The sequence below is a fragment of the uncultured Nitratireductor sp. genome (assembly GCF_913053745.1).
Taxonomy (GTDB): Bacteria; Pseudomonadota; Alphaproteobacteria; order Rhizobiales; family Rhizobiaceae; genus Nitratireductor.
In genome coordinates this window covers 1-5,784 of record NZ_CAJXGF010000215.1, presented here as the reverse complement: position 1 = coordinate 5,784, position 5,784 = coordinate 1, and the positions used below count along the sequence as shown (strand labels likewise).

At 61.5% G+C, this 5,784-nt stretch carries 3 protein-coding genes and 2 pseudogenes; all 5 read left to right on the top strand.

The annotated features are described in order from the left end of the window. Positions 1-487: formyltetrahydrofolate deformylase (locus tag QZ638_RS22105; protein ID WP_295814619.1), on the top strand; the 487-nt coding region annotated here is incomplete at its 5' end. 177 nt (positions 488-664) lie between these two features. Further along, positions 665-1,648, top strand: a pseudogene (locus QZ638_RS23395) (Cache 3/Cache 2 fusion domain-containing protein); the annotation flags it as partial. A 105-nt stretch (positions 1,649-1,753) separates the two neighbouring features. Then, positions 1,754-2,476: pseudogene (gene sucD / locus QZ638_RS22095) on the top strand (succinate--CoA ligase subunit alpha); the annotation flags it as partial. Between the two features lie 110 nt (positions 2,477-2,586). Beyond that, positions 2,587-5,574: a 2-oxoglutarate dehydrogenase E1 component gene (locus QZ638_RS22090; RefSeq protein WP_295814616.1), complete on the top strand. Its 2,988-nt coding sequence runs from the start codon at positions 2,587-2,589 to the stop codon at positions 5,572-5,574. 21 nt (positions 5,575-5,595) lie between these two features. After that, on the top strand, positions 5,596-5,784 hold a 189-nt coding region (locus tag QZ638_RS22085; protein ID WP_295814613.1), incomplete at its 3' end, for a biotin/lipoyl-containing protein.

The window sequence follows — 5,784 nt, the reverse complement described above, 5'->3', positions numbered from 1 at the left end:
CGAGGATTCGCGGCGCCCCGCCGAAATCGAGGGCATCCCGTTCCACTGCTGGAAGGTGTCGAAGGACAACAAGGCCGAGCAGGAGGAAAGACTGCTCGCGCTGGTCAAGCAGACCGGGGCGGAACTGGTCATCTTGGCGCGCTACATGCAGGTCTTGTCGAACGACCTGTCGAACCGGCTGTTCGGCATGGCGATCAACATCCACCATTCCTTCCTGCCGAGCTTCAAGGGGGCCAAGCCCTACCACCAGGCGCATGAGCGCGGCGTCAAGCTGATCGGCGCGACTGCGCATTACGTGACGCCGGACCTCGACGAGGGGCCGATCATCGAGCAGGAGACCGAACGGGTCTCCCACGCGATGACCGCGGACGACTTCGTCGCCGCCGGCCGCGATATCGAAAGCCGGGTGCTGGCCCGCGCCGTCAAGATGCATCTCGAACGCCGGGTCATGCTCAACGGACACAAGACCGTCGTGTTTGCAAAATAGAGGAATGCAGAACCGTCCGGGTGTCACGCCCGGCAGGTTCGCCCTCTGAAATCCTGTTCCGGTCCCGGTCGCGGACAACGGTATCGATGAAGAAGCCCGTGGTTCCGGGTTAACAATATCTTATTCATTTTCCGGCGTACTAACCCCGGGCAATTATTGCATTCGGCATCCTTCGGGATGCGTCGACATGATGTCGTTTCGCCAGCTTCACGCTGCGGGATCCGAAGCGGATATCGTGTGATCTCCATAAATTCCGTCCGCGTGTTTGCCATGGCCGCTCCCTGTCCGGGGGCAGGGCGGTCCGGCGTTGCGTCATCGGTCATGTTTGATTTCGAAGGCATCTCGTTTCCGGGGGTATGGATGCAGTTCTTGACGCGTTTCAGTTTGGCGCGGGTCGTCACGGTGGCGACGGCAGTTATCATTACGGTTTCGTTGGCGACGGTTGCAGCGGCGATCTACATGATCGTGAGCGACCGTATCGCAAACGAGGCGGTCGCGAGGCAGGATACGAGCCTGCGCGTCGCCGCGACGATCGTCGAGCGCGACATTCCGGGAACCCACGTCACCTGGGCGGAGGACGGCAATGTCAGCCGGATCGTCATGGAGTCGGTGCCCCAGACTTTCGAGACGCATGACATGATCGATTCGGTCGGCCGGATGACCGGGGAAACCGCGACCGTTTTCGCCTGGGATGCCGAAACGCGGGATTTCTGGCGCCGCACGACCAACATCGTCAAGCCGGACGGAAACCGCGCGGTTGGCACTCCGCTCGGGCAGAGCGGAGCGGTCTATCCGGTGGTCACCAAGGGTGAGGCCTTCCGTGGCGAGGCCGTCATTCTCGGTACGCCGTATTTCACGATCTATCAGCCGATCTTCTCTCCGGCCGGTGATGTCGTCGGCATTCTCTACGCCGGCGTGAAGAAATCGGTCATCACTGCCCTGGCCCAGGAGATGTCGAATACGCTGGCCATCGCCTCGCTACTCGTGCTCATCGGCGCGGTCGTCGCGATGACGTTCATTGCGCGCACGATCCTGCGCCCGATTCCGAAAATGACGGAAACCGCGCAGGCGCTTGCCGAAGGCAACATGGAAATCGAGGTTCCCTATACCGCAGCGCGTAACGAGATCGGTGCGCTGGCCCGGGCGCTTGAAGTGTTCCGCGAAAACGCGCACGCCAAGTTGCGCATCGAACGCGAAGCCGAAGAGACCCGCTCGATGAGCGAGGAAGAGCGGCAGCGCAGCGAAGCCGCACGCCTCAGCGAGGCCGCGAAGGTGGAAGAAGCCGTCGCCAAGACCGGTGCGACAGCAACCTCGATCTACGTTCCGCCGCCCTTTGCGGCGGACGCGATCCTGGAAGCGCTGGACGCGGAAATTCCGCTCATCGTCTGCATCACCGAAGGCATTCCGGTGATGGATATGGTTCAGGTAAAGGCGAAGCTCGACAAGTCGAACTCGCGCCTGATCGGCCCGAACTGTCCCGGTGTGCTGACACCGAACGAGTGCAAGATCGGCATCATGCCCGGCAACATCTTCCAGAAGGGTTCCGTCGGCATTCTGTCGCGCTCGGGCACGCTCACCTATGAAGCCGTGTTCCAGACCACCAATGAAGGTCTTGGCCAGTCGACCGCGGTCGGCATCGGTGGCGATCCCGTCAAAGGCACCGAATTCATCGACGTTTTGGAGATGTTCCTTGCCGATGACGAGACGAAGTCCATCGTTATGATCGGCGAGATCGGCGGTTCGGCGGAAGAAGAAGCAGCCGAGTTCCTGCGCGACGAGGCCAAGAAGGGCCGCAAGAAGCCGATGGCCGGCTTCATCGCGGGCCGCACGGCACCGCCCGGACGCACCATGGGCCATGCCGGCGCCGTGATTTCCGGCGGCAAAGGCGGCGCGGAAGACAAGATCGCGGCGATGGAAGCGGCCGGCATCAAGGTTTCGCCTTCGCCGGCGCGCCTCGGCCAAACCCTCGTCGAAGCGATCAAGGGTTGAGGAAGACCGATCGTCCCGGCTTGCCACAGGCGTGGCAGCCGGGAACAATGTGACTGTCCGGCTTTACTGCCGGCGACCAAGGAGCCGGAACGCGGGTTCCGGAAATCAAAATGGCACGGCAAGATCAGGCCAACGACCAAATGTCGCTCACCTCGTTCCTCTATGGCGGCAATGCCGCCTATATCGAGGAGCTCTACGCCAGCTATCAGGACAATCCGGCTTCCGTCAGCGAGGACTGGCGCGACTTCTTCGGTGCGCTCAAGGATAACGCCGCGGATGTGAAGAAGAACGCCGCCGGCGCATCCTGGAAGAAAAAGGGCTGGCCGCAGGCCGCCAATGGCGAACTCGTCTCCGCGCTCGACGGCGACTGGGGCGCGCTCGAAAAGCACTTCGACCGCAAGATCGCCGACAAGGCCACCGAGGCAGGCACGAAGCTCTCCCCCGAGGAAACGCTGCGGGCGACACGCGATTCGGTTCGCGCCATCATGATGATCCGTGCCTATCGCATGCGCGGCCACCTTCATGCCGATCTCGATCCGCTTGGCATCGCAAAGCCGCTGGAAGATTACAACGAGCTTTCGCCCGAAGCCTACGGTTTCACCGAGGCCGATTACGACCGTCCGATCTTCATCGACCATGTTCTCGGGCTGGAGATCGCCACCATCCGCCAGATGCTCGACATTCTGAAGCGGACCTATTGTTCGACGCTCGGCGTCGAGTTCATGCACATCTCCAATCCGGCCGAGAAAGCCTGGATCCAGGAGCGCATCGAAGGTCCGGACAAGGGCGTCGAATTCACCGCGAACGGCAAGAAGGCGATCCTTCAGAAGCTGATCGAGGCAGAAGGCTTCGAGCAGTTCATCGACGTCAAATACAAGGGCACCAAGCGCTTCGGCCTCGACGGCGGCGAGGCGCTGATCCCCGCCCTCGAACAGATCATCAAGCGCGGCGGCCAGATGGGCCTCAAGGAGATCGTGCTGGGCATGGCTCACCGCGGCCGCCTGAACGTGCTTTCCCAGGTGATGGAGAAGCCGCACCGTGCCATCTTCCACGAATTCAAGGGCGGCTCGTTCGCTCCCGACGACGTGGAAGGTTCGGGCGATGTGAAATATCACCTCGGCGCTTCTTCCGATCGCGCCTTCGACGGCAACAACGTTCATTTGTCGCTCACGGCGAACCCCTCGCATCTGGAGATCGTCAATCCCGTGGTGATGGGCAAGGCCCGTGCCAAGCAGGATCAGGTGTTCGGCCGCAAACGCGAGGAAGTCGTGCCGCCGGAAGAGCGCGCCCGTGTCATGCCGCTCTTGCTGCACGGCGATGCCGCCTTCGCAGGCCAGGGCGTGGTCGCGGAATGTTTCGGCCTTTCGGGTCTGCGCGGCCATCGCGTCGCCGGCACCGTGCACTTCATCATCAACAACCAGATCGGCTTCACGACCAATCCGCGCTTCTCGCGCTCCTCGCCCTATCCGTCCGATGTGGCGAAGATGATCGAAGCGCCGATCTTCCATGTGAACGGCGACGACCCGGAAGCGGTGGTCTATGCGGCGAAGGTTGCGACCGAATTCCGCATGACCTTCCACAAGCCGGTGGTCATCGACATGTTCTGCTATCGCCGCTTCGGCCACAATGAGGGCGACGAGCCGGCATTCACGCAGCCGATCATGTATCGCAAGATCCGCAAGCACACGACGACCAGCGAGATCTACGCGAAAAAGATGCTCGAAGAAGGGCTCGTCTCCGAAGCCGACATCGAAAAGATGCGTTCGGAATGGCGCTCGAACCTCGAAACCGAGTTTGAGGCGGGGCAGGCATACAAGCCGAACAAGGCCGACTGGCTGGATGGCGTTTGGTCGGGTCTGAAAAAAGCGGACCACGCGGACGAACAGCGCCGCGGCAAGACCGCCGTGCCGGTGAAAACGCTCAAGGAAATCGGCAAGAAACTGACCGATACTCCCGAAGATTTCGAGGCGCACCGCACGATCCAGCGTTTCCTCAAGAACCGCAAATCGATGATCGACGAAGGTGCGGGCATCGACTGGGCGACGGCCGAGGCGCTTGCCTTCGGCTCGATCCTGCTCGAAGGCAACCCGGTGCGCCTGTCCGGTCAGGATTCCGAGCGCGGCACCTTCTCCCAGCGTCATTCCGTGCTCTACGACCAGAGCGACGAGAGCCGCTACATCCCGCTCAACAATATGGGGCCGCAGCAGGCCTATTACGAAGTCATCAACTCGATGCTTTCGGAAGAAGCCGTGCTGGGCTTCGAATACGGTTTCTCGCTTGCCGAGCCGCGGGCGCTGACCCTTTGGGAAGCCCAGTTCGGCGACTTCGCCAACGGCGCGCAGGTTGTGTTCGACCAGTTCATCTCGTCGGGCGAACGCAAATGGCTCAGAATGTCGGGCCTCGTCTGCCTCCTCCCGCACGGCTATGAAGGTCAGGGACCGGAGCACTCCTCCGCCCGTCTCGAACGCTGGTTGCAGATGTGCGCCGAGGACAACATGCAGGTCGCGTATTGCTCGACTCCGGCGAATTACTTCCACATCTTGCGCCGTCAGCTCAAGCGTGATTTCCGCAAGCCGCTGATCCTGATGACGCCCAAATCGCTCCTGCGTCACAAGCGCTGCGTCTCGACGCTGGCCGAGCTGTCCGGCGAGAGCGCCTTCCACCGCCTTCTGTGGGACGACGCCGAGCATCAGGACAAGAACAGCGTCAAGCTGGTGAAGGATTCGAAGATACGCCGCGTCGTCATGTGCTCGGGCAAGGTCTACTACGATCTCTACGAAGAGCGCGAAAAGCGTGGCATAGACGACGTCTATCTTCTGCGCGTCGAACAGCTCTACCCGTTCCCGGCCAAGGCGCTCATCAACGAGCTTTCACGCTTCAAGAACGCCGAAATGGTGTGGTGCCAGGAAGAACCCAAGAACATGGGGGCCTGGTCTTTCATCGATCCGTATCTGGAATGGGTTCTGCAGCACATCGAGGCCAAGAACACACGCGTGCGCTATACCGGCCGCCCGGCGGCGGCATCGCCCGCCACCGGTCTTATGTCGAAGCACCTGGCGCAGCTCGAGGCCTTCCTCGAAGACGCGCTCGGCGAATAGCAGGCGACGGGGAGAAACGATATGGCAACCGAGATTAGGGTTCCCACGCTGGGTGAGTCCGTAGCCGAGGCAACCATCTCACGCTGGATGAAATCGGTCGGCGACAGCATCGCCGCCGACTATCTCATTTCTCCGACAATCCGCGCCTTCGAAATCGTCGCCAGCGACAACGGGGACACGGCTGTCGTCGAGCTTTCCGTACGCATCGTC

Bases quoted from the DNA above. Each gene is read 5' to 3' on its own strand.
- QZ638_RS22090 (WP_295814616.1), top strand. From the start codon at position 2,587: ATGGCACGGCAAGATCAGGCCAACGACCAAATGTCGCTCACCTCGTTC.